The organism is Agrobacterium sp. D14 (genome assembly GCF_001526505.1).
GTDB classification, from domain to species: Bacteria; Pseudomonadota; Alphaproteobacteria; order Rhizobiales; family Rhizobiaceae; genus Agrobacterium; species Agrobacterium leguminum.
In genome coordinates this window covers 1-26075 of the sequence record NZ_ASXX01000020.1, presented here as the reverse complement: position 1 = coordinate 26075, position 26075 = coordinate 1, and the positions used below count along the sequence as shown (strand labels likewise).

Here is a 26075-nt window from a genome sequence, read left to right as displayed (position 1 = left end):
TCGACTGAAGAAAGGCGGCAGCGACGACGGTCAGGTCACCGGTGCGGGGACAAATCTGGAACGACCCATCACAATGGAAGCCCGCGCCAACATCAACGCATCTCACTGTGATCGAAAAAGGGGAAGCAATACGCATGCCAAGTATATTCGTATTAAATATCAGTTAGTTGCATCGTCGTTCATCGGGAGTTGCGACAAATTGGCGAACACCCTTCGGACAGATTGTCATCTTGCTGGGAACCTTTTGGGTGAGGACCATATCCGCTGGCTACGCTTAATACAGGAAAGCAGTTTGAGCATTCCGTCTTTATGCGCCCTATGCTGGCTGGCGCACCAACATCTTCCAGCCGGGTCTGATTTCGGAAGTCAAGATCGTCTCCATGCCGGCGACTGGACCTTGCAGGCACCGGCACATCGGCTGGGCCAGTTCTTCCATTTATTCGGAAGCTCTATCCGTTATGACAGATCCTTTCCGGACATTATCGGGCACCAGCCCCAGCGTATCGTTGTGACGACGACTTCAACGTATTGAACTCAAGAGTTTGAATTGCAGCTACGCGATCGGGATCGGTTTTCGGTCGCGCTCGACAACTTGTCCAATCAAATGCGGACAAGTTGACTTGGTGGCGTTGAAGTTAAAGTTAACACATTGATATTATTTTATATTGTAATTGGCATGATCATTGCTTCGGAGATTTCATCGTAGACCGGCGCACTTCGAACAAAGCCAAGCGTACTGTCGAAAAGCAGGGGTACGCGTGCACTCGCTAAGGCTGTCAACAGAAGTGCGAGCGATGCGGAATATCAGTACCGGCGAGTATCGCGCCGCGCGGTGTTCCGGCCGGGAGGCGATCGACCCGACAATCGAAGGGCTCTGCAAAAATACAAACGGCCCGAATGAGCGACCAGATGGACGAGGAGATAGCGATGAACCTGCAACGGCTACAAACCAAAGATGCTTATTCCGATTTCGAAATTCATGAGAATAATATTGATCCTTCCTTCGATGCCTTGGGGAATGTCCACGATCCGGCGAACATCTGGACCCTAGGCGTCGTAAACATCACCGATATCAAATATGTATATGCGTCAGTCGCGGAAAATAGAAACGTCTACGGCAAATGGTTCAAGATCCCAGTGACCGGCAAGACTTGCGACACGAACTACGATGAGTGCATCGCAAATGGCGGTTGGAATGCAATACTTGCTCGCGCGAATAACTCATCGGTTTTCAATATCCGGCTGGCGACCGAACCCAATGAGTTTGGCGTAGCCACCGGAACGGAATTTCTCGATATCAAACCTGACCAGCGATTTGAAGGTGGCCTTCTCGGGATATGCTAGCGAACGAACGCCGCATATTGGCGCGTGCGGGATGCTGGACCCCGCTCCGACCGCAGTGCCGTCTACTCCTCAATAACGTTGCACGACCGGCCTCAGGAGATAGCTATATGACCGCAGTAACGATCGAGCAGCTTTCTAAAGACATGCAAGCCGCTATACAAAATCTTGAAGAATCGGGCCTGGTTCCGCAGTCACGGGATCAGCCCCTGAATGCCAATGATCTGCTCTTCTATCTGACAGGAACCTCCATGCCGATGGCGGATTTTCTGCATCAGCATGGTTTGTTTCTCGACAATCGAGGTCTCAATTTCGACCTGACGCAATTCGATGCGATAAAACAGACCGCGAACAAGATCATCGCGGAACGGCAGGCAGGTTATCTCGACGGCACCTGGAAAAAGTTCGATCTCTCCACCGATGAGGACATCGACACCAATGGCGGATATATCCTGACCGCGATTGCGGCCCTTGAGATCCTGTACGGGCAGCCGACGGGCTAAATCGGCTTAACCGACAGGACTATTTGTCTTCCCTGTACCGACATATTGTCCGAAACTTCGTCGAGTGCCTCGCGCAATATATTGATTTTGATAATTTATTTCGTTTGGCACAGAGGTTGCACAGCGTTCCGCAAACCCGGAGTATTTCCCATCGAAGGAGCGCGTTCATGTCCGATCTGATCGTGATTGTTTACCCGACCGAAGACAAGGCGGAGGCCATACGGGAGAAACTTCTGAACCTTCAGAAGGAGTACCTGATCGAGCTTTCCGACGCGGTGATCGCGGTCAAGCAGGGTAATGGTAGGGTCAAGCTCGTACAACTGATGAATACGACAGCGATCTCGGCCGTGTCCGGAGGCTTCTGGGGATTGCTGATCGGATCGATTTTCCTGATGCCTCTACTGGGAGCTTCCATCGGTGCGGCCTCCGGCGCTCTGAGCGGCGCATTGAGCGACTACGGCATCAATGATGGTTTCATGAAGGAACTTGCGACCAGTCTGAAGCCTGAAAACGCCGCACTGTTTCTACTGATCCGCAAGATGACCGCAGACAAGATTCTCGATGAGCTCAAGGGAACCGGCGGGACGGTCCTTAGAACATCACTGGATCACTCGAAAGAACAGGCACTGCGCGACGCGTTGGCAGCATCCCCGGCTCTGGCAGGTTCGGCTCACACCGATACGCCAGCCGCAACCTGACGTCACCTGTTCCGATCATTGAAATCGTCGTTGTAAGGGGTGATAGACCATGAATATCGAAAAATTCACGGACCGCGCGAAGGGCTTTATCCAGTCGGCCCAATCGCTTGCCATGCGGGATGGAAATCCACAATTCAACAGCCTGCACCTTCTGAAGGTGTTGCTGGACGACAATGAGGGACTTGTCGCAGGCCTTATCGACCGTTCGGGCGGCAACGCGCGGACCGTTCATGCCGCGACCGAGGGCGCTCTTGAGAAATTGCCGAAGGTCTCCGGTTCGGGTGCTGGGCAGGTCTATATGGCCTCCGAACTTGCCCGTATATTCGACGCTGCGGAAAAGATCGCGGAAAAGGCCGGCGACAGCTTCGTGACGGTGGAACGCCTGTTCCAGGCATTGGTCGAGGACCGTGGCAGTGATGCGGGGAAGGTTCTTTCCGATACTGGTGTGAACCTTCAGGCGATCACGGCAGCGATCAGCGCGCTTCGCAAGGGGCGGACTGCGGACAATGCCTCGGCCGAAAACGCTTATGACGCTTTGAAAAAATACGCCCGCGATCTAACAAAGGCAGCGCGGGACGGAAAACTTGACCCAGTCATTGGCCGCGATGAGGAAATCCGTCGAACGGTTCAGGTGCTCTCGCGCCGGACCAAGAACAATCCCGTCCTTATAGGCGAACCCGGCGTCGGCAAGACTGCGATCGTTGAGGGGCTGGCGCTTCGGATTATCAACGGCGACGTGCCGGAAAGCCTGCATAACAAGAGACTGCTGGCGCTCGATCTCGGCGCTCTGATCGCCGGAGCGAAGTACAGGGGTGAATTCGAGGAGCGGTTGAAAGCCGTTCTGCAGGAGGTTACCTCTGCAGAAGGTGGCATCATCCTGTTCATCGACGAAATGCACACGCTGATCGGCGCCGGCAAGACCGATGGCGCCATGGATGCCTCCAACCTGCTGAAACCGGCGCTGGCCCGCGGCGAATTGCACTGCGTCGGCGCGACCACGCTCGACGAATATCGCAAGCATGTTGAAAAAGACCCGGCGCTGGCCCGCCGTTTTCAACCGGTCTTCGTACCGGAACCCAGTGTCGAGGATACGATCTCGATCCTGCGTGGTCTCAAAGAAAAATACGAGCTTCACCACGGGGTCAGGATTTCGGACGCGGCGCTGGTGGCTGCCGCCACCTTGTCCAATCGTTACATCACGGACCGATTCCTTCCCGACAAGGCGATCGACCTGATCGACGAAGCCGCAGCCCGGCTGAAGATGCAGGTCGATTCCAAGCCGGAAGAGCTGGATTCCATCGACCGCGACGTTATTCGGTTAAAGATCGAGCAGGAGGCGTTGAAGAAGGAGAGCGACAAGGGGTCGAAGGCCCGTCTCCAGGCGCTCGAGAAGGAACTGGCCGATCTGGAAAAAAGATCGGCCGACATGACCTCGACCTGGCAGGCCGAGAAGAGCAAGTTGTCGGACGCTCAAAAAATAAAGAGCGAGTTGGAGCAGTATCGAACCGATCTTGCGAATGCGCAGCGCAAGGGGGAGTTCCAGCGCGCAGGCGAGCTTTCCTACAGCACCATTCCTGAGCTGGAGAAGAAGCTCGCTGCCATCGAGGCAACCGAAACGTCCTCGATCAGCGAGACCGTGACTGCCGATAACATTGCCCAGGTTGTCTCCCGATGGACTGGCGTGCCCGTCACCAAGATGCTCGAGGGTGAAAAGGACAAGCTGCTCCATATGGAGGACAAGCTCGGGGAGCGCGTCATCGGCCAGGCTCAGGCCGTGCGCGCGGTATCCACTGCCGTACGCCGCGCCCGGGCGGGCCTTCAGGACCCCAACCGGCCGATCGGTTCCTTCATGTTCCTCGGTCCGACGGGCGTCGGCAAGACAGAGCTTGCCAAGGCACTTGCCGAGTTTCTATTCGACGACGAGACCGCCATGGTTCGCATCGATATGTCCGAATTCATGGAGAAACATTCGGTCTCGCGGCTGATCGGGGCTCCTCCTGGCTATGTGGGTTATGACGAGGGTGGCGCACTGACCGAAGCCGTGCGCAGGCGACCCTATCAGGTCGTTCTGTTCGACGAGATCGAAAAGGCACATCCGGATGTTTTTAACGTGCTACTTCAGGTGCTCGACGACGGGCGTCTCACTGACGGTCAGGGCAGGACCGTGGACTTCCGCAATACGCTGATCATCATGACCTCGAATATCGGCGCCGAATACCTGGTCAACCAGCCGGAGGGCGAGAAGACCAGTGTGGTGCGCGAAGAGGTCATGGCGATGGTTCGCGTCCACTTCCGACCGGAATTCCTCAACCGCATCGATGCGATCATTCTGTTTCACCGCCTCCAGAAGAACGAGATGGGCCGGATAGTTGAGATCCAGTTCGCTCGCCTCAAGAGACTTCTCAGCGACCGGAAAATCAGCCTCTCACTTGATACAAAAGCGCAGAACTGGCTCGCAGAAAAGGGCTGGGACCCGGCCTTCGGAGCTCGTCCGCTGAAACGGGCCATTCAACGCTACGTACAGGATCCTCTGGCCGAACTGCTCTTGGGGGGAGAGGTCCATGACGACTCGACGGTAAAAGTCTCGGTCGGAAAGGACGGGCTCACCTTCAATGGCAAGAGCGTCAGGATCATCGATGACGATGACGAGTGAGGGATGGAGCACCGGACTGCTTCAGTCACGCCGCATTTGAAACATCGTTGATCCCGGCGCTCGGCGACACGGGCGTTGGCCTCGCAATCATCGTGATGCCTTACCGAATGAAAGCTCTGGGATGATGTCGTCTGAGGCTTGATAAAATTCATGGACATAGTGTCCAATAGCCATGAACAGATGTTCCGACGGCATGGTCGGGATTCCTATAGGCCGTTGTGATTAAAGAGTATTTGTCATGGCATGATGTTTGCTTGATCTTCGGCGTATGGGAAATCATGCCCCACAGCCCGCTTCCGACTAAGAACTGGTTTGGAACTCATGAAAGGCGACAACGAGATGGCGACTGTTCTCTGTGTGCTTTATCCTGACCCGGTAACGGGATACCCACCGGAATACGCGCGAACGGGCCTGCCGCTATTGACGAGTTATCCGACGGACCGATCCATGCCGGCTCCGACCGGCCCGCTTGGCTTCACGCCTGGTGAACTGTTGGGATCGGTCTCAGGAGAGCTTGGGCTCCGCAACTATATCGAGGGGCTTGGCCATCAGCTCATCGTCACGTCTGACAAGGACGGACCGGAATCACAATTCGAAAGAATGCTTCCGAAGGCCGATATCGTTATTTCCCAGCCGTTCTGGCCAGCTTATCTCACCCGTGAGCGAATTGCGAAAGCGTCAAAGCTGAAACTTGCCATTACTGCCGGCATCGGTTCCGACCATATCGATCTGAAGGCTGCGTCCGAAGCCGGTATAACAGTCGCCGAAGTCACCGGCTCAAACTGCATCAGCGTCGCAGAGCATGTGGTCATGACGGTGCTGGCATTGGTACGCAATTATCTGCCCTCGCATGCGATTTCAGTCGACGGTGGGTGGAACATCGCCGATTGTGTATCGCGTAGCTACGATGTCGAAGGCATGGACTTTGGTACGATCGGCGCGGGTCGTATCGGACTTGCGGTGCTTCGCAGACTTAAGCCCTTCGATATGCGCCTCCACTATACGCAAAGACACCGTCTTTCGACGGAGATCGAGGCCGAGTTGAACCTGACGTTTCATCCTGATGTCAAATCGCTCGTGCAAAGTGTCGACATCGTCAACCTGCAGGTCCCGCTCTACCCCTCCACCGAGCACCTCATCGATGAAGCGATGCTGGCTGAGATGAAACGCGGCGTCTACATCATCAATACCGCGCGTGCGAAGCTCGTAGACAGGGACGCAATCGTTTGCGCAGTGGAGGCGGGTCATATCGCGGGTTATGCGGGCGACGTCTGGTATCCACAGCCCGCACCGCCCGATCATCCGTGGAGATCCATGTTCTACAACGGGATGACACCGCATATCGCAGGCACTTCACTCTCGGCCCAGGCACGTTACGCGGCCGGAACGCTTGAAATATTGCAGGGCTATTTCGAGAAAAAACCTATCCGTGAGGACTATCTGATCGTCGAAGCCGGCGGCCTCGCCGGAACAGGCGCACGCTCCTACCAACTGACCTGATCCTGGCGGGTCGATGATTTAAAAGGACTTACGATTGGACATGACATCGCCTGAACAGAAACCCCTGGCGCAGCCTGTTGTGGCGCGGCTCACACGCGCTGCGATTTTTCTCGTCCTCACCATCAGTCCCGGTCGGGAAAGCGAAATAGCTGTCCGCTCGCTTTGTGGTGATCTCGGCGGGTTGCTTCGCGCAGTTGGCTTTCGCGCTCTGGACGGGGGATTGTCCTGCGTCATGGGCTTTGGATCGGATGCCTGGGACCGTCTGTTTGGCGGACCGAGGCCGAAGGACCTACATCCCTTCAAGGAAATCCGCGGGGTGCATCACGCGGTTTCGACGCCCGGAGACCTCCTCTTTCATATTCGCGCCGCCCGCATGGATCTCTGTTTCGAGTTGGCAATGGAGATCATGTCGCGGCTCGGTGACGCCGTCGCGACCGCAGACCAGGTCCAGGGTTTCAACTATTTCGATGATCGCGATCTGATCGGTTTCGTCGACGGGACAGAGAACCCGGTCGACCAGGCCGCCATCGATGTCACGATCATCGGGGACGAGGATGCGGCTTTTGCAGGCGGTAGCTATGTGATCGTCCAGAAATATCTGCACGACTTGAAAAAATGGAACGCGATACCCGTCGAGGTACAGGAGGGCATTGTCGGCCGCAAGAAGCTCACCAATGTTGAGCTCGATGACAGCGTCAAGCCGAGCTTTGCCCATAATGCACTGACGACAATCGTCGAAAACGGCGAAGAACTCGATATCGTCCGTGACAACATGCCGTTCGGCGATGTCGGCAAGGGCGAGTTCGGTACCTATTTCATCGGCTATGCCAAGTCGCCGGGGCGCATGGAGCAGATGCTGGTCAACATGTTCGTCGGTCGTCCGCCGGGCAACTATGACCGACTGCTCGACGTCAGCCGGGCGATCACCGGCAGCCTTTTCTTCGTTCCGTCGGCGACTTTTCTCGAAAGTGTCGAGCCGGATTCCATCCCTGCACCAGTCGATGGACCTCCTGCAGAAAATCCGTTGGACGACGAAAACGCTGCTCCCGACAAAATGGCCACGAACGGTTCCCTCGGGATCGGTTCCTTGAAAAAAAATGAGGTTTGACCATGAACAACCTTCACAGAGAACTCGCTCCGATTTCAGAAAAAGCCTGGGAGCAAATCGAGGAAGAGGCGAAGAGGACACTGAAGCGTCACCTGGCAGCACGCCGCGTGGTGGATGTCGATGGGCCGAAGGGAGCCGAATTCGCTGCCGCCGGCACAGGTCATCTCAAAAAGCTGGAAAGTCCGGGCGAGGGCGTTCAAGCTTCGCTGCGGGAGGTCAAACCGGTTGTCGAGCTCCGCGTTCCGTTCGAGCTTGCACGGTCCGCGATTGATGACGTCGAACGGGGATCGGAGGATTCCGACTGGTCACCAGTTAAAGACGCTGCCCGCACGCTGGCGTTCAGCGAAGACCGGGCCGTGTTCGAAGGTTTTGCCGCTGCAGGCATTCAGGGGATCCGCGAAGGCAGCAGTAATCAGGCGCTGCCCCTTCCACCAAGCCTCAAGAACTATCCTGACGTCGTGGCCAAGGCCGTCAGCCAATTGCGTCTCGCCGGCGTTCAGGGACCCTATGCTCTGGTGTTGGGTGAGGAGACATATACCGCCGCGAGTGGTGGCAGCGATGAAGGCTATCCGGTGTTTCACCATATCGAGAAGGTGGTCGATGGCGGGATCATCTGGGCACCAGCGATCAAGGGCGGCTATGTCTTGACGACACGAGGCGGCGATTTCGAGTTTGATCTCGGCCAGGACATCTCCATTGGCTATCTCAGCCATACGGCAACCACAGTGGAACTTTACTTCCAGGAAAGCTTCACGTTCCGCATGCTGACCGCAGAAGCGGCAATCGCCTTGCTGTCTCCTGAAGGCTCAGTAGACAAAGCTCCCTGATCTAAGCGGGAAAGGCGGGTATGATCATGGACCGTGGCTTGTCTCATGTCGTCATCGTCGGTGCCGGTTTTGGCGGGCTGGAAACAGCCCGCAATCTCGCGGATACGGCGGTCCGCATCACCGTGATCGACCGGCGCAACTACCACCTGTTCCAGCCGTTGCTCTATCAGGCCGCTGCAGCCTCCGTTGCCCCCTCCGAGATCGCCTGGCCTATTCGCTCGCTGCTCAGCCGGTTTAAAAACGTCACGACGCTTCTCGGAAACGTTGTCGGCGTCGACCTCGAAAAGCGCCAGGTACTGGTCGAGGATGAAGAACCGCTTCCGTTCGACTACCTGGTACTGGCCACCGGCGCCCGCCATTCCTATTTCGGCCATGACGAATGGGAGCCACATGCGCCGGCTTTAAAGACGCTCGATGATGCGACCACTATACGCCGCCGGATTCTGGCTGCCTTCGAGGAGGCCGAATGGACAAGCGACGAGGCGCTGCGCCAAAAGCTCCTGACATTCGTCGTCATCGGAGGTGGGCCGACAGGCGTAGAATTGGCCGGAACGATCGCAGAACTGGCGCATGACACGCTGCGCCTGGATTTTCGAAATTTCGATACACGCACGGCAAAGGTGGTGCTCATCGAGGCCGGCCCCCGGATACTCCCGGGTTTCATGAAAACCCTGTCGGAGTATGCGCTGCACGCCCTGAACCGCCTCGGCGTGGAAGTCCTGCTCGGGCAGCCGGTGTCCCGATGTGACGAGCGAGGTGTCGAGATCGGCGGCAAACTGCTGCCTGCGCAAACAATCCTGTGGGCTGCAGGCGTTGCGGCGTCTCCGGCCGGGGAATGGCTCAAAGCCCCGGTCGATCGTGCCGGTCGGGTACTCGTGAAACGCGATCTGACGGTCCCGGGCGATGAGAACATATTCGTGATCGGTGACACGGCCTATGTGGAAACGAACGGTCGACCGGTGCCAGGAGTTGCGCCGGCAGCAAAGCAGGAAGGAAGCTATGTTGCGGCGATTATCCGCGCACGAATTCGCGGCCAACAATCAGATGACCTCTTTGCCTACAAGGATGCCGGCAGTCTGGCGACCATCGGAAAGCGTGCCGCGATCGTCGATTTCGGGCGCGTGAAGCTCAAGGGGTACGTGGCCTGGTGGCTATGGGGGATTGCACACATCTATTTTCTGATCGGGCTTCGAAACCGACTCGCTGTCGCGATGAGCTGGCTCTGGATTTATCTCACCGGACAACGAAGTTCGCGCCTCATGACCAATGTGGATGAGCAGCGCGCGCGAGTTCAAATAGTGCCGCCCACGGTAGGTATTTTGCGAGACAAGCAACTGGAAGGGAAAAATTCATGAGTCTCCAGGAGGCTAAAACGGTCGCAGTTCTTGTCGGAAGCGAACGAAGAGCGTCGCTCAGTCGGAAAATTGCAAATGCGGTGGTCACCCTCGCACCCATAGGACTTGAGTTCGAAGTTGTCGGTCTCGGGGATTTGCCGATTTATAATCAGGACCTTGACGACGATGGCAAGACGCCAATTCCCTGGGCCATATTTCGTGACAGGATGAAGAGTTTTGACGCCGTCCTGTTCGTTACTCCTGAGCATAATCGCTCGGTGCCTGCGCTTCTCAAGAATGCACTCGATGTAGGATCGAGACCCCGGGGGCAGAGTGTGTGGCTTGGCAAGCCCGCTGCGATCATCAGCATTTCTCCCGGCGCGATCGGTGGCTTCGGAGCCAGCCATCATCTACGTCAAATCCTTGCGGGCCTTGGGGTTCCCACACTGTCTCATCCCGAGGTTTACCTCAGTAACGTGACTTCCCTTCTCGATGATCAGGGAAATCTCGTCAACGATGACACTCGAAAGTTTCTGACAACCTTCATGGAGGCATTTGATGACTGGATCGCCCGGAATGCGTAGTGTGAGTCATTCGACATTTGGTGATCCGGCCAAGGTCCTGGCATTGACGGATAGTCCGATTCCTCAACCCGGTCTCGGTCAGGTCCGTCTCAGAACGATCCTCTCGCCAATTCACAATCACGACCTCTGGACGGTTCGCGGCAGTTATGGCTACAAGCCGACCCTGCCTGCCATCGGGGGATCGGAAGCTGTCGGCATAGTCGACGCTCTAGGTGAAGACGTTCATGGTGTGTCGATTGGTGAACGTGTCGCTGTTGCATCGGTCCATGGCACATGGGCGCAGTATTTTCTTGCGTCGGCAAAAGCAGTCATCCCCGTGCCTGACGCGATCCCCGACGTCGCCGCAGCGCAACTGATCGCAATGCCGTTCAGCGCCATTGCTCTGCTTGAGTTTCTGAATGTGAAGGGAGGCGATCAGATAATCCAGAACGCCGCCAACGGTGCGGTTGGCAAGACAGTGGCAATGCTGGCCGCAACGCGCGATATCGAAGTGGTCAATCTGGTGCGCCGCGACGACGCCATAAAACAACTCAACGAACTTGGTATTTCCAACGTCGTATCAACCGAATACGACGACTGGGAAGAGCGTGCCCGGGCAATCACCGGTGGCGTGCCGTTCAACGCTGCCGTGGACTCGATTGGTGGAGAGATAAGCGGCAAGCTTTTATCGCTGCTTGGTGAAGACGGGTTGCTCGTTTCTTTCGGCTCGGCCACGGGCGAACCGATGCAGATATCGTCCGGTGACCTGATCTTCAAACAGGCGGTCGTCAAAGGCTTCTGGGGCGCCAAAGTCAGTGCCAGTATGTCGCCGAAAGATAAATCTCGACTAATCGGTGAGCTGTTGCAACTCGTTGCAGCCGGCAAACTGAAATTGCCGGTCGAGGGCGTGTTCTCTCTGGATCAGATTGCAGACGCGGTCACAACCTCCCTGACGCCAGGCAAAACCGGCAAGGTGTTGCTGAAGCCATAGACGGTGGGTGGGGTAATCTGTTTTTCGGGGGCCTCGAACTCAAGGTCGCACTGGCATGGTGCGCAGTCAGCATTCCGATCCTTTGGGGAGTGTGGAATACCCTGCTGAGCACCGCGTCCCTGTTCAGGTAATCTCCCAACGGTAATGCGCAAAGGTCATCATATGCATCCTGAAATACAGTTCGCAATCAAGGTATTCGCCGCATTGTTCGCGATCATGAATCCGATTGCAAACATTCCTATCTTTCTGTCCCTTACCGAAGGACGATCCGACGCCGAAAGGCGGCGGATCGCTTCGGTCGCAATTCTGGGCGTCGTTGTGGCTTCGCTTGTCTCTGTCTTTGCAGGGCAAGCCATCTTGACGATCTTTGGCTTGACGATTGATGATTTCCGCCTGGCCGGTGGACTGATTGTCCTGCTGATCGCTCTTGCCATGCTGCATGGGTCGTCAAGCGCCCAGCATCAGCCTGATGCAGGCGAGACATCAAAAATCGCCGGTGACAGCGTTGCGGTCTACCCGTTGACCATTCCTCTGCTGGTCGGCCCGGGTACGATATCGACGCTGATTGTGTTCGGCCATGCGGCAAGTCTTCAAGACACGCGAATCGGGCTGGGTGTCGGACTATTCGCTATGATCGCCGTTCTTGCGGTTGCGCTCTGGAGCGCCCCCTTTATCGGCCATTATCTTTCGGCCAGCGTTTCTGCGGTGACCAAGAGATTGATGGGCATGATCCTTGCGGCTATCGCCGTCGAAATGATCGTGACGAGTCTGAGAGCCTCGTTCAAAGGGCTGGCCGGATAGAGAAGTGGAACCTCTTAACGCAGATCACCTAATAAAGAGAGAAATGCGTCTTTCCTGGTTGATACGTCACGTCGTGTTCCGCCGCAGCTCAGAGCGATTTTTCACCCGTTGTGATCTCGGAGTGCGTAGTCGCATCGCACTTCCGCGGTCCGCTATCCTGAAAACCTTCAAAGAAGGATCGATTTGACGGGCACCGGCATCTCCGGGAGATTTTCCTCTCCGAGGGCTTCGCGTAACGTGATCTCGATCGATTTGGATATTGCCGCGATTGGCAACGCGTTGGGCCTCGTCCCAAAGGGCATCTCCAACTCGTCACCGAGCGCATCGAGGCCGAAAAACGTGTAGGCGATGACGCCTGCGGCAAACGGTGTGATAGGGCCGAGCATGTTGGCTAGTCCGAACGGCAGGAGAAAACAGAAAAGATAAGCGGTCCTGTGAAGCAGAAGCGTATAGCCATAAGGAACAGGGGTATTCCTCAGGCGTTCGCAGCCAGCGATCACCTCGTTCATTTGACAAATTGTGCGGTCAAGAATGCCGAACTCGATATCGGTGATGTAACCCTTTGCCGACATGCCGGCAAGACAGTCCCCCATCAGTTGAATGACATAGTTGGGTGCGTTGAAGGATTTGAGAAGCGCCAGACGTTCGTCCCTGGACAGCAGAGTCTCGACGTTTTCTCCCAGCCTGTCGCCATAGCGAAGGTGGCGTACCAGATCCTCGACCAGAACGATATTCAACCTGATCAGACGGTCACGATCCTTGGCAGCCTGATCGCCGTATTGCAGCAGCAATTTGGTCTGACGTGCGAGGTCACGACTATAGGCGAAAAGATGACCCCATAGCTTTCGTCCCTCCCACCAGCGGTCATAACAGGCATTGTTGCGAAACCCGAGAAAGATGGAGAGGGTGAGGCCGATCAGATAAAAGGGCGCGCCATCCACCAGCGGAATAAGATTGGGGTGATGGGTGTGAGCCCAGACCACGACGGCTGACATGAACATCACGATGAGCACACGCGGATAAATCCGCCGTATGACCGATCCTCGAATCTCGAGGAAGAGACGCAACAGGTTCGGTGTTTCACGGACGATCATGTTTTGTCCTAGCAAACTTCAATCTGGAACAGCGCTCGGCACGGAATGAAATCCACGCGAAACAGGTGGGCCGTCGGACACGACTGCGTGTCACCCACATGACCCAGAACTCCTCTGCAAGTGCCGTACCACTTCGGATATTGATGATTGTCAATGAGTTAGCAGGGTTTGCGATGTGGGGAACGGACAGACTGTCCGCCTCTGATGGACATATTGTCCATGGAAAACAATGACATAACGTGCTTTACTGTCGTGGGAATAGCACTTGTGGAGTGTGGGCCATGGCTGACAAAAGAGCGGAATACAAAACATACAATCATCCGGCCGGAGGATGGGGCGCTGCTGCTGCAACCGCCAAGGTCCTGCTGGAGCAAAGTGTCGTGACGAAGGGATCGCGAGCGTTGCTGGCGATGAACCAGCCTGGTGGCTTCAAGTGTCCAAGCTGTGCGTTCCCGGACGCTGACTGCAAGAAGACGCTCGAATTTTGCGAAAACGGCGCAAAGGCGCTGGCGCATGAAGCTACCAAATTCAGGGTCACGCGGGAGTTCTTCGCCAAGCACACCGTCTCCGAACTCATGGAGCAGTCCGACTATTGGCTGGAGATGCAGGGGCGTTTGACCGAGCCGATGCGTTACGATGCCGCCACGGACAAATACGTGCCCTGCGACTGGGACAGCGCCTTTGCGCTGATCGGCAAACATTTGAGGGCGTTGGAAAGCCCCCATCAGGCGGAATTCTACACGTCTGGCCGGACGCCGAACGAGGCGGCCTTCCTCTACGCCATCTTTATCCGGGAATTCGGCACCAACAATTTCCCGGACTGTTCCAACATGTGCCATGAACCGACGAGCCGCGGTCTGCCGCCTGCAATCGGTGTCGGGAAAGGGACGGTGGTCCTCGAAGACTTCGAGCATGCCGAGGCGATCTTCGTGATCGGGCAGAACACCGGCACGAATTCACCGCGCATGATGACGAATCTGGTTGAAGCCCGCAAACGCGGCGTTCCGATCGTGGCCGTCAATCCCATGCCCGAACGCGCGCTGATACGCTTCACTGAACCCCAGGACATGATCCAGATGGCGACATTCGGCTCCACGCCGATCGCCAGCGAATTCGTCCATATGAAGATCGGCGGTGATCTCGCCTTCCTGAAAGGCATCATGCGGGTGATGTTCGAGCGCGAGGCGAAGGGGGAAACGATCCTCGACCATGATTTCATTGCGAAACATACTGTTGGTCTCGATGATATTCGCGATGAGGTCATGACCCATGATTGGCCCGAACTCGTCAAGGCGTCGGGCCTGGAGGAGGACCAGATCCGCCGCTGTGCCGAGATCTACATTCGCTCGAACGCGACGATGATCTGCTACGGCATGGGTATCACTCAACATCAGGATGGGTCACGCCTGGTGCAGCAGGTCTCAAACCTGCTTTTGCTGAAGGGAAACTATGGCAAGCCTGGAGCAGGCATCTCGCCGATAAGAGGACACTCCAACGTTCAGGGCGACCGTACGGTGGGGATCGATGAAAAGCCAACACAGCGCTATCTCGATAAGGTCCGGGATGTGTTCGGGTTCGAGCCACCCCGCGAGCACGGGCATCATGCGGTCGAATCCGTCGAGGCGATGGAGAACGGCACCGCCAAAGTCTTTATCGGCATGGGCGGTAACTTCGTTCGTGCGATCCCGGACACGGAGCGATCCTATGCAGCAATGAGCAAGCTTGCACTTACTGTCGGCATTACCACCAAGCTCAACCGTGGCCACCTCGTGCATGGCAAGGATGCGCTAATCCTCCCCGTGGTTGCCAGATCGGAATGGATACACACGTCGGCCGGCGAGCAGTTCGTAACCATCGAGGACTCCATGTCGAACGTGAGCGCCTCACGTGGCGTACTGAGGCCAGCCAGCGAGCATCTGAAGCCGGAAGTGGAAATCGTCTGTCGCATGGCGATGGCGACGCTTCCCGATAGTAAGGTGCCTTGGGAGACCTATATCCACGACTATAACCTGATCCGTGACAAGATCGCAGCCGTCTATCCAGAACTCTACTCCGATTTTTCGGAGCGCATCAAAAATCCCAAGGGTTTTCATCTCGATGTTGCGCCTAGGCGACTTGTTTGGCTGACGCCGAATGGCAAGGCGAACTTCCTGTTATTGCCCGGCCTTGAGGTCAATGCGCCTGTCGCCGATCCTGCGATGCTGAGGCTTGCTACGGTGCGCTCGCACGATCAGTTCAACACGACGATCTACAGCTACAACGACCGCTACCGCGGCGTTTACAATGACCGCATGGTGCTCTTCATGAATGAGGACGACCGCAAGGAACGCAAGTTGGAAGCCGGCGCGCGAATCTCCATCGAAACGATCACGGATGATGGTTTACAGCGTCGGGTCGACGGGCTGACGGTCCTTGACTATCCGATGCCGCGCGGTTCGGTTGCCGGATATTATCCAGAACTCAACCCGCTCCTTCCGCTTGAGTACTACGACAAGATTAGCGGCACGCCGGCGGCAAAGTCGATTCCTGTCAGGGTTCTGGCGGCATAGAGCAACATCGCAGACATCAGATTAGGTCAGTTCAACCGATCTCAGCAAAGGAGACGGAACGGTGCTTGAGAACCTGGATCCGGTAATTCTGGCGAGAGCACAGTTCGCTTTCACCGTTTCATTTCATTTCATCTTTCCCGCCTTTTCGATCGGTCTGGCCAGCTTTCTGATGGTGCTCGAGGCATTGTGGTTGCGGACAGGTGACGGTGTCTATGCCAATCTGTATCGCTACTGGCTGAAAATCTTCGCCGTCGTGTTCGGCATGGGTGTCGTTTCGGGCGTCGTCATGTCCTACCAGTTTGGCACCAATTGGTCGGTGTTCTCTCACAAGGCAGGGCCTGTCATCGGCCCGCTGATGGCCTACGAGGTGCTTACCGCCTTCTTCCTCGAAGCCGGATTTCTTGGGGTGATGCTGTTCGGCATCAGCAAGGTCGGGAAAGGGTTGCATTTTTTCGCCACCTGCATGGTGGCGCTTGGAACGCTCATTTCGGCGACCTGGATTCTCTCGGTTAACAGTTGGATGCATACACCGACCGGATTTGCGATCAATGCCGATGGGCAATTCGTGCCGGGTGGTTCGTGGATGGCGATCATCTTCAATCCGAGTTTCCCCTACCGCCTCGTTCACACCGTCCTCGCAGCTTATCTGACAACGGCATTTGTTGTTGGTGGTGTCGGAGCGTGGCATTTACTTAAGGACCGTTCCAATCTCGGGGCACGGAAAATGTTCTCGATGGCGATGTGGATGGCGGCGATCGTTACGCCGATCCAGATATTTGCCGGTGACGCTCACGGACTCAATACGTTGGAGCACCAGCCGGCCAAGGTTCTCGCCATGGAAGGGCATTATGAGGCACATGCCGAGGGCGCGCCGCTGATCCTCTTCGGTCTGCCGAGCAATGAAGAGGCAAGGGTACGATACGAGGTCGCCATACCGCATCTCGGATCGCTGATCCTCAAACATGATCCCTTTGCGCCGATGCAGGGGTTGAAAGATTTTCCTCGGGACCAGTGGCCGCCCGCGCCGATCATCTTCTGGTCGTTCCGGATCATGGTCGCACTCGGCTTTGCGATGCTCGGCATCGGTTTGTGGAGCCTGCTCGCCCGCTACAGGCGAAAGCTCTACGAGTGGGTGTGGTTGCATCGGGCTACCGTGTGCATGGGCCCTGCGGGATTTGTCGCGGTTATTGCGGGATGGATCACGACTGAAGTGGGGCGTCAGCCTTTCACCGTCTATGGATTGCTGCGGACGGCGGAATCGCATTCACCGCTTGCAGCCCCGGCCATCGCGGTCTCGCTTCTGGCTTTTGTGATCGTGTACTTTTTCGCATTTGGATCCGGCATATTTTATCTGCTCAGGCTTATGGCTAAACCGCCGGAGCCACACGAAAGCGAGCCGGCCAATGTGCCACAACGCGCCGCCGGTCTGACGCCCGCTCCAGGCCTGGGTGCATCGCTTCCTCTGGAGGACTGAACATGATTGCATCTCTGGATCTCACCATTGTCTGGGCCGTGATCATCGGCTTCGCGGTCTTCGCCTATGTGGTGATGGACGGTTTCGACCTTGGGATCGGCATTTTGTTTCCCTCGTTCGGCGTCGGCGATGAGCGCGATCAGGCCATGAATTCGATTGCACCCGTTTGGGATGGCAACGAGACGTGGCTCGTGCTCGGCGGCGGCGCATTGTTTGCAGCCTTTCCACTTGCTTATGCAATCATCCTTCCGGCGACCTATCCATTGATCATCGCAATGCTTCTCGGATTGGTGTTTCGGGGAGTGGCATTCGAATTCCGTTGGCGCCACCCGCGTCACCGGGCGTTCTGGGATGCGGCCTTTTCCCTTGGCTCGCTGGTCGCTGCCCTGTCGCAGGGTATCATGCTGGGTGCCATCCTGCAGGGTATTCACGTCGAGAACCATGCCTATGCAGGAGGCTGGCTCGATTGGCTCAGTCCCTTCAGCCTTCTCACCGGTATTGCCTTGGTGATAGGATATGCTCTGCTGGGAGCATCGTGGCTGGTCTGGAAGACAGAAAACACAAGCCTGCATCATGCGCGTCGATTGGCGTTCTGGCTTGCTATCGCAACACTTGCCGCTCTTGCCGCGGTGAGCGTTGCCACGCCCTTTCTGACTTACGATTATTGGCGGCGCTGGTTTGCATTCCCGGGCGTGCTCGTCACGGCACAGGTGCCGCTGCTGGTGATCATTTCGGCTGCCGTCTTTTTCTGGAGCCTGGCACGCGGAATGGAGCGGGTGCCTTTCGTCATGGCGCTCGCCCTGTTCCTGCTCGGCGCGGCCGGCCTTGGGATCAGCATCTATCCTTATATCGTGCCGCGATCGGTCACCATCTGGGAAGCGGCGGCGCCACCTGAGAGCCAATGGTTCATGCTTGTCGGAGCCATGATCATCATTCCGATAATCCTGATCTACACCGCTTGGGCCTATTGGGTTTTCCGCGGCAAGGCTGGCGTGCATGGTTATCACTGATGCAGGCTGAAACCTCATCGATCTGGAAACGCCTCGGATGGATGTTTTTGATCTGGGCCGTGAGCGTTGCGGCGCTCGGCCTAGTGACGGTCGCCATCCGATACTGGCTGGTTGGATAAAGCCTTCATGATCGACGTTTCCATAAGAATGATCACTCCTTCACGTTATAGGCCGTGAAATCGACATGCGTGACGTGCTGGTTCCATATCTCGAAGCCGCAATTCAGATCTGGCGCTATGATGTCGCCGGCGTCACAGCTGGCCAGCTCCTGCTTGCGGTTCTGGCACTGGTGATTGCCGCCACGATGCGACGCCTGTTCGGCTCCGTCGTATTACGCCAACTACGCTACTGGTCGCAAAGAACGCCGAACAAGACAGACGATGCGATCATTGAGGCGCTTTTACCACCCCTGCAGTTCGTTCCGATCCTCATTGCATTTTTCGGTATTGCCGCAATGTTGACCGTCCCTTCCGAGATCGCGGAATTATTCGGGCGTATCAATCGGACGCTGGCGGTCATCAATATGTTCTGGTTTCTCTTTGAGGTCGTGAAGCCGCTTCTGACGAGCCTGGGGGAGCATCTCCCAACCTTCAGCCATGGCATGATCGGCTGGACTGTCCGCGTCGCCAAAATTGTTGTGTTTTCTCTGGGAATGGCAATTGCCCTCGAAGTCTGGGGAATCCATATAGGGCCGGTTCTAGCGGGCTTTGGTCTCCTCGGAGCGGCTGTCGCGCTTGGAGCTCAGGATCTCTTCAAGAATCTCATCGCCGGTGTCTTCATCATCGGAGAACAGCGTCTCGAAAGTGGCGACTGGATAATGGTCGACGGCATTGCTGAGGGAACGGTGGAATTGATCGGTCTGCGGACGACCAAAATTCGCCGCTTCGATATGGCGCCGCTCTATGTGCCAAATTCCAAGCTGGCCGATAATGCCCTGACGAACTTCTCCAAAATGACTTACAGGCGCATTTCCTGGACCATCGGCCTTGAATACGAAACCAGCGTCGATCAACTCAGGCAAATCCGCGATGGTATCGAAAGCTATATCTCCCGAACCCCCGATTTCGTCGACCCTCCCGCAGTGCCGACATTCGTCCGAGTTGCAAACTTCGGGGACTCTTCGATTGATATGATGGTCTACTGCTTTACCAACACGACAAACCGGGGCGAATATTTGGAAATCAAGGAAGCGCTTGCCTACGAGATCAAGGGGCTTGTCGCTGCGGCCGGCTCCGATTTCGCTTTTCCCAGCCAATCGCTCTATGTGGAAACCGTCCCCTCGGGCGCCGAGATATTTCCTGCACGACGCTGCGCATCCGAAAATAGCAAGCCACCCGCGCAGTCACAGTGAACGATCCACCTCAGGACGCGAGCACGTACCGCTTATGTCTTCTTTCGAGCTGTTTGCCTTGGGGGAGACACAAGCAGCTCGGCGCTGGCCCAACGCCAGATGAACTGATGCGGATTGGGTGGGAAGGATTTCCACTTTGTTACCGGATACACGGCCAAACAGGAATATCTCTCTATCAGGGGATGGCACGACACCTGTGGCGATAGGTAATTCCACGGGCGTTGGGCGCGATCCAAGGATGGGCCGCTCCGTCCATGAAGGGAAAGTTTCCTCATCGGGAAATCGCGCGATGGGAGGCCCCGACCACGAATTCCTGAGTTCCGTTTCTTCTGAACCCATACGTCATCATGACGACGCGCCAATCTGGCGGATAGGCGAAGCGTGCGGGAATTTTCAACCACCTGTAAGGCTCATATGGCGCGCTAAAGCGGGGCGATTGTGGTCGCGATCGATGATGAAATCGTGCCCTTTGGGTTTACGCGCAATCGCCTCGTCGATGGCTCGGCCAAGATCCAGTTCGCCATTGCTTTGGCGCAGTGCCTTTCGCAAATCTGCCTCATCGTTTTGCCCAAGGCACATATAAAGCATGCCTGTGCAGGTCAGGCGGACGCGGTTACAGCTTTCGCAGAAATTGTGGCTCAGTGGTGTAATGAAACCAAGCCTTCCCCCGGTTTCGGCGACAGCCACATAGCGAGCTGGACCTCCCGTTCGACACGACGCGTCTGTCAGTGTGAACCTTGACGACAGGTCTTCACGCACCTGCGAGAGCGACAGATATTGATCGGTACGGTCGAATTCGATTTCCCCTAGCGGCATGGTCTCGATGAGGGTGAGATCCATGCCCTGACCATGTGCCCAGCGGACCAGATCGGGAATTTCCGCCTCGTTGAAGCCTTTCAACGCAACTGTATTGATTTTGACGCGGATACCCGCCCGCCTTGCGGCATCAAGTCCCTCGAGAACTCGGGCGAGCTCGCCCCAACGGGTAATTGCCCGAAACTTTTCCGGGTTGAGGGTGTCGAGCGATACATTGATCCGCCGGATGCCACAATCGGCAAGCTCATCTGCAAAGCGCGCGAGTTGCGAACCGTTGGTTGTCAGTGTCAATTCATCCAGCGCACCAGACTGCAGGTGGCGCGATAGTCGCTGGATCAGTTGCATGATGTTCTTCCGGACCAGAGGTTCTCCGCCCGTCAGTCGAAGTTTGCGCACCCCCTTGTCTACGAAAGCGGAACATAGGCGCTCCAGTTCCTCCAGCGTCAAGAGGTCCTTCTTGGGGAGGAAAGTCATATGCTCCGCCATGCAATACGTGCAGCGAAAGTCACAGCGATCCGTAACCGATACTCTGAGATAGGTGATCGTGCGCCCGAAAGGATCGATCATCGATTCCATTCTGCGCTTGCTGGCGTGTGGTGGTACAAGGTCTGACATGCGCTTAACTAATAAAGATCAGGCTTTGAGAATCTGATGGTAATTGTCCAGTTTCCCCGGGCGCTCCTTTGAGACCAGCATGACGAGCTTCTCCTCGTCGAAGACACGGAACCAGTCGTCCCATTCAACAACTTCCAGGCCTCCGGCATCCAGGGGACGTTCGACATCGGCAAAATACTCCGGTTCGAATACGATCCGCAGAACAGGAGCGCTATCGTCTGACGTTGAAATGAAGGCCGGGTTACCTGCTCGGGCGGCGGCCCATTCACGAATTGCCTGATGGTCATCGAGAGTAAGAGTTTCGCTCATTTTGATCCCTGCCTTCTCCTGGTGACTCGACAGAATGTGGGCGAGCGCTTTCTGCGCAATCGCCTTCTGCAGCCCGCTCAATTCTTCACTGAGACAACGAAGCAAAAAACATACCAATAAAACAAACATATTAAAATCAATAAGATAAATGGAAAATCTTGCAATGGCGCCTTGTGGTTCGGACTATTTGTCCAACACTTTCGGGCGCACCGAATACAACATGTATGATGCGCGGCTGTTTCTGTGACGAAAAAAGCGATTTTCGGCTATCTCAAATGCACGACAGGCAACTTCGCAACAGGTCATCAGGACAACTTGGCCGCGCTGATTTCGATAATTTGTCCTTCATCGAACGGAATGTGGTCTTAACATGCTGATTTCATAAGATTTTCCGAAATGGCACGTCGGTTGCTTCCGTGTCGCTACAAAGCTTTTGATCTTTGGATCGACCGTATCGGAGGCTTTGATACCGAAGCGAAACTCAAGGAGTCGAAAATGAATTGGGATCGTATTGAGGGAAATTGGAAGGCTGCAAAAGGTGCAATCAAGACAACCTGGGGCAAGCTTACCGACAATGACATCGATATCATCGATGGTGACCGTGAGCGGTTGGAAGGCAAGCTCCAGGATCTCTACGGGCTCGACAAGGAGGAGGTTCGAAAAGAGGTCGACAAGTGGGCGAAGGAGGCCAACTGGGATTAACGCACCCTGACCTGTCAACGAGAGCCCGGCCGCGTGTCAATTCCATATCAGGCGGTTGGCGTCTATCGGCAGGCCGGTGAGCGATCCGGAAGTCAGGACTTATTTCTTTGGGATCGATCACCGGTTTTCACAACCGAGCCGCGATTCTCGACAGAACACGGCATCGCGGAAGCGGTGGGTAAAATCGTTCAACGAATTTGGAGGACTAAAGAATGTCCAAGGATCATGACAGAGCATCACATGGATCACAGGACGCCCGGCGTCATAAACTTGATCATCAGGTCCGCAATCAATGGCTGGACAGGGATTCCAACCTTCAGGAAGCCTGGAAGGCTTCCGGGATGACCCGCGACGACTTCATTCGACACCATGAAGGCCTGATCGACAAGACCATAGCCGAGGCGCGTGATCAGGATCGATAGTTGGCTCGCCATTACAAAGTTTCAGCCTGCGCAGCGGGGCCGCACGCCGTGTCTTGATAAGGGCCGGTGGCGCAGGCGGTTACTAAAAAAGCGAGTTGACCATCCGGGCTGCATTTTCGCCAACTTTGCGCAATCGTGGCCGTTTTCTCCATGTGTCGAGATCGAGAGTATCTGCGCTTTCCATATACTTCCGCTGGATCGCGTCGACACGCTGGATTGAATCGGCGTCGTATAGCAACAGACTGACTTCTTCGTTCAACTGGAATGAGCGCAGATCGACATTGCTCGATCCCACGATTGCAAGATTGTCGTCGATACCGACGTTCTTCGCGTGCAATAAATAGTCGCGATAAAGATGAATCCTCACGCCGGCACCCAGCAGATCCTCATAGTAAGAGCACTGTGATAGCCTGACTAAACGCTGATCGATCACCTTCGATAGGACAATGTCGACAGTCACGCCACGGACGACGGCTGTCCGCAAGGCGCCAAGGATATCCTCATCCGGAATGAAGTACGGTGTCACCAGAACGATGCGCTCGCGCGCCTGATGGATTTGCCAGACCAGCAGGGATTCAAAGCCCTCCAGCCGATAATCCTCTCCACTCGGCAGGAGTTGCGCCTGCGCAGACCCGGCTTGTTGGGGGCGAACGCTCCCGGCCGTTGCAGGCTCTCCTGTCTCGATGCTCCAGTCGCCTTTGACGACCGCATCCATCACCGCGACAACCGGCCCCTGCACCCGTACGACCAACTCATGATTGGTAATCCCTTTGCGGAAATCTTTCGCAACCAGATTCTGTGAACCCGCATAACCGATTTGACCATCGATGACGAATAGTTTGCGATGATTGCGCATGTCGCCACGAGAACGGAACCTGATGAAGTGCAACGGAAGGGCTTCACGCACCGAAACGCCTTGTGCATGAAGCATCCGCAGCGTGCCGCGTCGCCAATGGTGCGATCCGACCGGATCGAACATGACCTTTACATCGACCCCACGCGCCCTCGCGCGACCAAGCGCGTCGGCAATTTTCTGGCCAACGACGTCATCGGCAAAGATATAGACCAGTAGATGCACCGTTGACGTCGATGCATCGATATCTTCAACAAGCCTGTCGATCACGCCGTCATAGTCGTCGATCAACTCAATCCTGTTTCCATCTGTGGCGGGAAATCGCCCAAGAGCGGTTGCGAGTTCAGCAACAGGCTGCCTTGCGTCAAGAAATGCCTGAAAGGGCTTCAAGCTATCTGCCGTCGCCTCGAAGAATGGTCGCAGGGACTGAAACCGTGCCCGTCTCCATTTCGGGAAGCGGTCGTTTCCGATTGCCAGAAACAGAATGAGCCCTGGGATCGGCAGAAAGAAAATCAGAAGCAGCCATGCCCGGGCAGAGGAGGGGGAGCGCCGTTGCGGGATAACAATAAGCGCGCCCAGGCGAACGATCCATTCGGCACTGGCAAGCAGCAATTCATAGCTGAGCTTCATTCAATCCCCGCTTCAATCGCATCGAGGCGCTCGATTTTAAGTATGGAGTATATAGAACGACGACTTCATGAATGAAGCTCAGCACAATAAAACAGTAAAATCAAATATTTCGTCAAAATTGGGGGACGGTCCGGCAGGACATTTTGCCACGAAATTCGGGACACTTTGTCCGTTGCCGTCATGGCTGGATTGATAACTAGCTGATTTTTCGGACCCGCAACATTGGCATAGGCATTGCTTCATACAATTCGCGGCCTAACGGCGCGAAAACCTGTAGGGAGAACTACGATGCGGATAGATCATGCTTTTCTTTTTGACTTGGATGGCACGTTGGTCGACAGCGTCTATCAGCACGTTCTCGCCTGGAAGGAGGCTCTCGATGAGGAGGGGATCGATCTTTCCGTCTGGCGGATCCATCGAAAGATCGGAATGAGCGGAGGACTGTTCACCAATCAGTTGCTTCGTGAGACCGGAATTGAGATTACGGACGCGCTAAACGAGCGACTGAGACATCGCCATACGGAGGCATATCGCCGACTGGGCTCCAAAATTCATCCCCTTCCAGGCGCCAGCGAACTTCTGCACTGGCTGGCTGACGCCGGAATTCCATTTGCAATTGCGACCAGTGGCCGGATGGAGACGGCATCAGTAAACATTGCTGCGCTTGGAGTGGACACGTCGTCGTTTCCCGTCATCACTCGGGATATGGTCAAGTATGCCAAGCCTGATCCCGATTTATTCCTTGCCGCAGCAGACGCGCTTGGCGTCGATATCGGTAAAGCGGTGGTTGTAGGCGATAGTATCTGGGACATGCTTGCAGCGGTTCGTGCGCGGGCGCTCGGGGTCGGCCTGCTAAGCGGCGGCTACGGCAAGGAAGAGCTGAGAGACGCGGGTGCAATACGTGTCTATGACGATCCGGCAGATCTCCTGCTTCATATCGACGAAGTCGGAGGTCGGCGATGAACGGGACCGAGCAACCGGCGCTGCATCTGTCGGCGAACGGCCTGATGCTCCAGATCGAACCGTCTGACCTAGGGCTTCGTGAAGATTATGAGGCACTTATTCGGGAGGACTATGCCCGCTGTAATCCTGGTGACTCGCTGGAGTGGTTAAAACATCGAGCGCGCTTTTCGAAACTGGACCAGGGCGTCCTTTATGAATGGATAGGTATCGCATCGAAACGAGTTCGACAGCAGGAATAGAGGCCAACCGCCCTTGTTATTCGCGCAAAGCAGAAGTCATTTTAGCAGCATCCTATCCGTCTGAAAATTACAAGTCTCCGTGGACTCAGGTCCCCGCAACCAAATATAAAAACTATCAAAGGGCTCCGAAACAACGCGGAGCCCTTTTTGCATTCGATGTGGTTGCTCGCAACATCAATGACTCTACCTACTGCCATGGCCAACTCCATCTTCGGCATTGCCATCGATCCCAAAACCGTGATGATGCACAATCATTCCACTTCAGATAAAAACCGCCGTGACCGCTGATCCCTTGCATATCCTCAAGACCGTCTATCGCTACGATGCGTTTCGCGGAAGGCAGGCTGACATCATTCGGCACGTATGGCGGGAAGCAATGCTTTCGTTCCAACGCCGAGGATGTCCATGGCCCAGGCCCTGTCCGAAGGGAACCTCAGATCCCAGACCCATCAAGCTCCCGGGCGTCCTCGCCTTCCCAGGGAGCGGGCATCGTAAGGCCATCGATATTGGCTGAGGGCATAGGCATCCAGCACTTCAACTCCGGCTCCGCGTATTCGATGATCCGCCCCGGCGAAGAGTCCGAGGCACGCCAGCCTTCTGAACCGTACTGGTCGCCCTTCGACCAATACGCAAGGTCTACCTGGGACGGCCCTTGTTCGGACGACCGTATCGTGATGAGAATCCGATCTCCGTTTTTCGGTGCGCTTGCCATATGGCGCCATCGTTGTG

25 protein-coding genes are annotated in these 26075 nt (G+C 55.9%); 19 read left to right on the top strand and 6 right to left on the bottom strand.

Annotated elements, in window-relative coordinates; translation table 11 throughout:
- The first annotated feature begins 897 nt into the window (after positions 1-897).
- From L901_RS13755 to L901_RS13705, 11 genes are all read left to right on the top strand, one after another.
- Positions 898-1344 carry a hypothetical protein gene (locus L901_RS13755; protein ID WP_059757598.1) on the top strand — a complete coding sequence of 149 codons (447 nt, stop codon included), beginning with the start codon at positions 898-900 and terminating at the stop codon, positions 1342-1344.
- A gap of 107 nt (positions 1345-1451) precedes the next feature.
- Positions 1452-1844 carry a hypothetical protein gene (locus L901_RS13750; protein WP_059757595.1) on the top strand — a complete coding sequence of 131 codons (393 nt, stop codon included), beginning with the start codon at positions 1452-1454 and terminating at the stop codon, positions 1842-1844.
- A gap of 167 nt (positions 1845-2011) precedes the next feature.
- Entirely contained in the window at positions 2012-2542 is a 531-nt protein-coding gene (locus L901_RS13745) for a DUF1269 domain-containing protein (protein ID WP_059757592.1), read from the top strand.
- Between the two features lie 49 nt (positions 2543-2591).
- A complete protein-coding gene (clpB, locus tag L901_RS13740) occupies positions 2592-5195 on the top strand; it encodes an ATP-dependent chaperone ClpB (protein ID WP_059757589.1) in 2604 nt (867 codons plus the stop codon).
- A 339-nt stretch (positions 5196-5534) separates the two neighbouring features.
- Positions 5535-6695 carry an NAD-dependent formate dehydrogenase gene (locus tag L901_RS13735; RefSeq protein ID WP_059757682.1) on the top strand — a complete coding sequence of 387 codons (1161 nt, stop codon included), beginning with the start codon at positions 5535-5537 and terminating at the stop codon, positions 6693-6695.
- Between the two features lie 40 nt (positions 6696-6735).
- Positions 6736-7803 carry a Dyp-type peroxidase gene (locus tag L901_RS13730; RefSeq protein WP_082710632.1) on the top strand — a complete coding sequence of 356 codons (1068 nt, stop codon included), beginning with the start codon at positions 6736-6738 and terminating at the stop codon, positions 7801-7803.
- A gap of 2 nt (positions 7804-7805) precedes the next feature.
- Complete coding sequence (locus L901_RS13725) at positions 7806-8630, top strand: family 1 encapsulin nanocompartment shell protein (protein ID WP_059757583.1); 825 nt, start codon at positions 7806-7808, stop codon at positions 8628-8630.
- Between the two features lie 26 nt (positions 8631-8656).
- The gene (locus L901_RS13720) at positions 8657-9985 is read left to right on the top strand and encodes an NAD(P)/FAD-dependent oxidoreductase (protein WP_082710640.1); all 1329 of its coding nucleotides are present in this window, start codon (positions 8657-8659) and stop codon (positions 9983-9985) included.
- The gene (locus L901_RS13715) at positions 9982-10548 is read left to right on the top strand and encodes an NADPH-dependent FMN reductase (RefSeq protein ID WP_059757580.1); all 567 of its coding nucleotides are present in this window, start codon (positions 9982-9984) and stop codon (positions 10546-10548) included. Before L901_RS13720 ends, L901_RS13715 begins: the two co-directional genes overlap by 4 nt.
- A complete protein-coding gene (locus L901_RS13710) occupies positions 10523-11518 on the top strand; it encodes a zinc-binding dehydrogenase (protein ID WP_349642987.1) in 996 nt (331 codons plus the stop codon). The genes L901_RS13715 and L901_RS13710 overlap by 26 nt, the downstream gene beginning before the upstream one ends.
- Positions 11519-11662: 144 nt before the next feature.
- Positions 11663-12319 carry a MarC family protein gene (locus L901_RS13705; RefSeq protein ID WP_245289647.1) on the top strand — a complete coding sequence of 219 codons (657 nt, stop codon included), beginning with the start codon at positions 11663-11665 and terminating at the stop codon, positions 12317-12319.
- A 167-nt stretch (positions 12320-12486) separates the two neighbouring features.
- Here L901_RS13705 and L901_RS13700 read toward each other — a convergent pair whose 3' ends face one another.
- On the bottom strand, positions 12487-13413 hold the full coding sequence (locus L901_RS13700) for a bestrophin family protein (RefSeq protein ID WP_059757574.1): 927 nt from the start codon (positions 13411-13413) through the stop codon (positions 12487-12489).
- A gap of 281 nt (positions 13414-13694) precedes the next feature.
- On the opposite strand from L901_RS13700, the gene L901_RS13695 reads away from it, so the two are divergent.
- The 5 genes from L901_RS13695 (at position 13695) to L901_RS13680 (ending at position 19797) form a co-directional block, all read left to right on the top strand.
- Positions 13695-15962, top strand: a complete 2268-nt coding sequence (locus L901_RS13695; protein WP_059757571.1) for an FdhF/YdeP family oxidoreductase — start codon at positions 13695-13697, stop codon at positions 15960-15962.
- Positions 15963-16023: 61 nt separating this feature from the next.
- Positions 16024-17436 (top strand): cytochrome ubiquinol oxidase subunit I, encoded by a 1413-nt coding sequence (locus tag L901_RS13690; RefSeq protein ID WP_059757568.1) that lies wholly within the window; start codon positions 16024-16026, stop codon positions 17434-17436.
- Between the two features lie 2 nt (positions 17437-17438).
- Positions 17439-18446: a cytochrome d ubiquinol oxidase subunit II gene (cydB, locus tag L901_RS13685; RefSeq protein WP_059757566.1), complete on the top strand. Its 1008-nt coding sequence runs from the start codon at positions 17439-17441 to the stop codon at positions 18444-18446.
- Complete coding sequence (locus L901_RS27935) at positions 18338-18565, top strand: DUF2474 domain-containing protein (RefSeq protein ID WP_338081642.1); 228 nt, start codon at positions 18338-18340, stop codon at positions 18563-18565. The genes cydB and L901_RS27935 overlap by 109 nt, the downstream gene beginning before the upstream one ends.
- A gap of 65 nt (positions 18566-18630) precedes the next feature.
- Positions 18631-19797 carry a mechanosensitive ion channel family protein gene (locus tag L901_RS13680; protein ID WP_059757563.1) on the top strand — a complete coding sequence of 389 codons (1167 nt, stop codon included), beginning with the start codon at positions 18631-18633 and terminating at the stop codon, positions 19795-19797.
- A gap of 393 nt (positions 19798-20190) precedes the next feature.
- Here the strand turns inward: L901_RS13680 and moaA are convergent, their stop codons facing one another.
- Together moaA and L901_RS13670 are read right to left on the bottom strand one after the other, a co-directional pair.
- The gene (gene moaA, locus L901_RS13675; RefSeq protein WP_059757560.1) at positions 20191-21180 is read right to left on the bottom strand and encodes a GTP 3',8-cyclase MoaA; all 990 of its coding nucleotides are present in this window, start codon (positions 21178-21180) and stop codon (positions 20191-20193) included.
- Positions 21181-21246: 66 nt separating this feature from the next.
- The gene (locus tag L901_RS13670) at positions 21247-21666 is read right to left on the bottom strand and encodes a hypothetical protein (RefSeq protein WP_245289646.1); all 420 of its coding nucleotides are present in this window, start codon (positions 21664-21666) and stop codon (positions 21247-21249) included.
- 366 nt (positions 21667-22032) lie between these two features.
- Here L901_RS13670 and L901_RS13665 point away from each other — a divergent pair, with 366 nt between their 5' ends.
- Positions 22033-22239 carry a CsbD family protein gene (locus tag L901_RS13665; protein ID WP_059757674.1) on the top strand — a complete coding sequence of 69 codons (207 nt, stop codon included), beginning with the start codon at positions 22033-22035 and terminating at the stop codon, positions 22237-22239.
- A gap of 245 nt (positions 22240-22484) precedes the next feature.
- On the opposite strand, the gene L901_RS13660 is transcribed toward L901_RS13665, so the two are convergent.
- Entirely contained in the window at positions 22485-22673 is a 189-nt protein-coding gene (locus L901_RS13660) for a hypothetical protein (protein ID WP_059757558.1), read from the bottom strand.
- A 70-nt stretch (positions 22674-22743) separates the two neighbouring features.
- Positions 22744-24144, bottom strand: coding sequence for a cardiolipin synthase (gene cls, locus L901_RS13655; RefSeq protein WP_059757555.1), 1401 nt, complete (start codon positions 24142-24144; stop codon positions 22744-22746).
- A 288-nt stretch (positions 24145-24432) separates the two neighbouring features.
- Between cls and L901_RS13650 the strand changes: the two genes are divergently transcribed.
- Positions 24433-25107, top strand: a complete 675-nt coding sequence (locus L901_RS13650) for an HAD family phosphatase (protein ID WP_059757553.1) — start codon at positions 24433-24435, stop codon at positions 25105-25107.
- Complete coding sequence (locus L901_RS13645; protein WP_082710629.1) at positions 25104-25346, top strand: hypothetical protein; 243 nt, start codon at positions 25104-25106, stop codon at positions 25344-25346. The genes L901_RS13650 and L901_RS13645 overlap by 4 nt, the downstream gene beginning before the upstream one ends.
- 433 nt (positions 25347-25779) lie before the next feature.
- Here L901_RS13645 and L901_RS13640 read toward each other — a convergent pair.
- Positions 25780-26075, bottom strand: a 296-nt coding sequence (locus L901_RS13640) for a hypothetical protein (RefSeq protein ID WP_245289645.1), incomplete at its 5' end; no start/stop codon positions are given.